At 42.4% G+C, this 4,081-nt stretch carries 5 protein-coding genes; all 5 read left to right on the top strand.

What is annotated here, in order from left to right:
- On the top strand, positions 1–757 hold a 757-nt coding region (locus tag Q0212_RS03350), incomplete at its 5' end, for a hypothetical protein (RefSeq protein ID WP_297922207.1).
- Complete coding sequence (locus Q0212_RS03345) at positions 758–1,258, top strand: hypothetical protein (protein ID WP_297922204.1); 501 nt, start codon at positions 758–760, stop codon at positions 1,256–1,258. It begins immediately after the preceding gene.
- Positions 1,255–1,764 (top strand): DUF1833 family protein, encoded by a 510-nt coding sequence (locus Q0212_RS03340; RefSeq protein ID WP_297922201.1) that lies wholly within the window; start codon positions 1,255–1,257, stop codon positions 1,762–1,764. Before Q0212_RS03345 ends, Q0212_RS03340 begins: the two co-directional genes overlap by 4 nt.
- Complete coding sequence (locus tag Q0212_RS03335) at positions 1,761–2,129, top strand: NlpC/P60 family protein (RefSeq protein ID WP_297922198.1); 369 nt, start codon at positions 1,761–1,763, stop codon at positions 2,127–2,129. The genes Q0212_RS03340 and Q0212_RS03335 overlap by 4 nt, the downstream gene beginning before the upstream one ends.
- Positions 2,113–4,081, top strand: a 1,969-nt coding sequence (locus Q0212_RS03330; protein WP_297922195.1) for a host specificity factor TipJ family phage tail protein, incomplete at its 3' end; no start/stop codon positions are given. The genes Q0212_RS03335 and Q0212_RS03330, both read left to right, overlap by 17 nt.

Here is a 4,081-nt window from a genome sequence, read left to right as displayed (position 1 = left end):
ACGTGCTGAGGCCAGAGGCTCTGTTTTAGAAGCTGAGGCCGCACAATTACGCAATAACAACCAGAAACAACTATCCGCTGAACGTGTTGCTATTGCCAAAGAGGAAGCAGCAGAACAAACAGCGATAAAACAAACAGAATTAGGCATGATGTCTGATTTAGGCGGCAGCATACTTGAATTAGCTAGAAAGACTGGCCACGAAAACAACGCTATTGCACAAGCGGCTTTTGTTGCTCAAAAAGTTATTGCTATTGCACAAGCTGCTTTAATGGTAGAACAATCAGCAATTGCAACACAGGCAAGTTATGCAATGGCAGCCTTCATGACTGCAAACCCTGCTTTGTTGGTTGCAGGTACAGCTCATGCCGCAATGATTCGCGGTTTAGGATATGCAAATATAGCACTAATGGGCGCAATTGCTGTTGTAGATGTTGCTCAAAATGTTAGCGGCGCAAGGGCAATGGGTGGCGATGTACAGGCAGGTAATCAATACTTAGTGGGCGAGCGCGGTGCTGAGATTATCACGATGGGTGGCAATGGCCATGTTACACCTAATCACAAATTGGGTGGTGGTGATACTAAAGTGACGATTGTTAATCAAACCACGGGTAAAATAGACCGCACTGAAGAGCGTAGAATGCCTGATGGGGAGCTTATTTTAACCGTGATTGAAGCGGTAGCGGCACAAACAAGAGACCCAAACAGTAAGATTAGCCGCGCCCAACAACAGTCTTATAATTTACAGCGGAGACGCTAAATGACCGCAATCAATTTACCGCGTGATTTATATCCTGTGACCTCGCCAAGTGGCTATAGTTATGGTTCGGCAGGTGGTGTAAACCGTACTGAGGTTGAGGGCGGTTTTAATCGCTATGCGTTAGACTTTGACCGATGCACAAGGGTTTTTAATGTCGCGTTAGCGTGTACAGCAGGGCATTTACGAGTGTGGGAGTTGTTTTATTTACGCATCATTAAAAAAGGCGCGTTATCGTTTGAGATGCCACTTGATAGCGGTACAGGACTAGAGCAGCACGTTGTTAATATCATTCCTAACTCTGTAAATACGGCAGCGACGGACGGCAATAATTTTGTTGTGACTTTTCAAGTAGAGGCTGAGCCTAAAATATATGACTTTACCGAGGAAGGCGCAGCGGCAATAATTGCTATTTGGAATGCAGGTGCTGACATTGCTGACATTACAGAATTGTTTGACCGTCTTGCTGAGTTTACGTTAGAAGATACGTTGGTGCTAGTATGAGTTTAGATATTGAAGCAAGATTAAGAGAGTTTTTGGCTAGTGCGCCACAAACAAAATACATGATTGAGGTTATTAGTATTGCTCATTCTTCACTGACTCAAACTTATCATTTGTGGAAAGAGCCGACAAGCGGCGCGGTAGTCGATGAAAACAGCAATACACTTGTCGTGCAATCAACTAATCTAAATGTTGCACTGGCTGGCACTCCCGACAACTTAGACCAAAAGTTCAACGTGTCAATTGACACTACCGATGCTGATAACGTGCTTAGAAAAGAGTTAGACAGAATTGCTTTAGGCACAACTGAAAAAATAATCTTGACGTATAGGGCTTACTTATCTGATGATTTGACCGAGCCGCAAGCCGTCCAACGATTACAAGTTGAATCTATCACATATACACGCGGCGTTGCTTCATTGTCAGCCGTTGCGCCTAAGCTAAATGTTACGCGCACGGGTGAGCTTTACACATTCAGTCGTTTTCCTATGTTGCGTGGTTTTTTATGATTGAAAAATATCTAGCCAAGCATTACGAATGGCCGCCGTGTTGGCAGTTGGTCGCTGATGTTTATGTCAATGAGTTGGGTTTATGTGTTGATGATTACACGCCTAAAACCGATTCGATGCGCGATGTTGCTAATGCTTTTCGGCTTGCTTTACATGACAATAAACACGGATTTGCACAGCAAGAAAGCGCAAATAATTATGATGTTGTTTTGCTTGGAAAGAATAAAAAAGTTACTCATTGTGGGTTATATTATAACAATGGCGTTTTGCACAGCTTGCGAAATATGGTTATTTGGCAACCATTGGCGCAAATTACCGACACCTACGGACTGATTGAGTATTACCGATATGACCGTAACAATTGATTATTTTAACAGTCCGTTTGATAAAGAGCCTACGCTATTTCAGGCTGAAACTGTCGCGCATTGGATTTTAGAACATAAAGAAGAATTAACAAATTATGCGATTTATGAAGGCCAACCTAGCCAACAAACCGATATTACTAAAAACGTAGAAAAGTTAATGTCGAGCAATGGGCATTACATTGTTTTGTTGAGTCCATGCGGTGACGCGTTGGCTTTTCTAAACCCGTCCGCGTATTTAACGCTAAAAATTAACGATTATCTCATTCAGAAATTAGTCCCTACTCCCAATGTTCCGACAAACATTAATCGCACTCAACAAAGCTCTAACAACTCTTTAGCAAACCGCACAAACGAGGCGCGGGTACTGCAACGAATAGAAGATATTTTCGGCTTAGTTCGCGCTTATCCTTCGCTTATCCAGCCTGTTTACTCAAAATACATCAACAACAAGCAATACGAATACTCTTATATGTGTATAGGGCGCGGTTGGTATCACGTGGCAGACGTGCGCGATGGTGAAACATTATTATCAGATATTGATGGCACGAGCGCGGAGTTCTTCAACCCTTTCACAAGCCCAAATAGCGGCAGTCCTTTTTTAACTATCGGCTCTGCTATTAGTGAGCCGATTCTATTGGTTAAACGCTCAAATAACGTCACTGGTGAGGTGTTAAAAGCGCGTAATCAGTTTGTTTTAACATATGCTGGGCTAATTGATTTTTATAAAGCGTCAACAATTCCAAGTGTATACGATAGAATAGGCGGGGTTAGTGATGAGATTTACGAGAACACATCTGTCGGTGACGTTATATCTATAGCAGGTACACCTGCCGCTATTTATGACGGCAGCTATACAATAAGGTCAAAAATTGGCGGATCTAATATTTTAGAGTTGACAACAGCAACGCTTACACTAACATCATCAGCAAGTGGCACATTTACAATAACATCAGGCAATCCTGAATATACGTCATGGGTGACGCTTAAAGACACTAATATGACACAAGTATGGGTTAATTTAGTCGCGCCACAAGGGTTATTTTATGATGCAGGTAGCGGTAAAACAACTCTCTCTGTTGACTATGCTATAGAGACGCAGGCGTTAGATGGCTCATATCTACCCACAGGCGCGATAACAACAACAACAGGAACAATGACGGCAGCGACAAGCGACGAGCAAGCAAAAACTATCGAGATAACAACAGGTCATACAGGCGCAACACGGGTACGCGCAAGACGCACAAGCAACCACGATTACGGCTTTAGCGGTACAGTAATTGACGAAATAAAGTACCAAGATTTATACGCAGTCACGCCGATTACAGTAACGGATTTTGGCAATGTGACAACTGTACAAGTTGTGTCAAAAGCAACACAACGAGCGACATCATTAAAAGAGCGTAAGTTTAATTGTAACGCCACGCGCAAATTGCCGACATTTAATGGCACTACGTTTAGCGGCTCATTTGCTAGTGATGGTTCAGTCGCAAGCGGTACAATATCAGCCACAAAGTCATTTATTGATATTTTAGCGGCAGCAAGCATTGATTCAAAAATAGGCCAGCGTGTATTGGCTAATGATGTAGATATGGCTCAAATATGGGGTGTTAGAAATACAATCAACACATGGAATCCGCTTAATATAGAGTTTGGTTACACATTAGACAGCGATAATATATCATTCGAGGAAACAGTACGAATGATTGCGGATAGCGTGTTTTGTATTGCCTATCGACAAAACGGCAAGATTAGATTCAGTTTTGACAATGTACAAGCGTCATCAAGCGCATTATTTACACACAGAAACAAGAAGCCCGCAAGTGACACTATCAGCCGATTATTTGCAGCAGATAGCGAGTTTAACGGCATCGAGCTAACTTATAATGATAATGTCAGTGATGCTCAGGAAACGATTAAACTACCGCTTGATTTAAGCGCAACAAACTATAAAA

It is taken from the genome of uncultured Agitococcus sp., assembly GCF_937920075.1.
Lineage (GTDB): Bacteria > Pseudomonadota > Gammaproteobacteria > Pseudomonadales > Moraxellaceae > Agitococcus.
Note: the sequence above shows the minus strand (reverse complement) of the source record. Positions and strands in the feature narration are given on the sequence as shown.

Bases quoted from the DNA above. Each gene is read 5' to 3' on its own strand.
- Q0212_RS03345 (WP_297922204.1), top strand. From the start codon at position 758: ATGACCGCAATCAATTTACCGCGTGATTTATATCCTGTGACCTCGCCA.
- Q0212_RS03335 (WP_297922198.1), top strand. From the start codon at position 1,761: ATGATTGAAAAATATCTAGCCAAGCATTACGAATGGCCGCCGTGTTGG.
- Q0212_RS03340 (WP_297922201.1), top strand. From the start codon at position 1,255: ATGAGTTTAGATATTGAAGCAAGATTAAGAGAGTTTTTGGCTAGTGCG.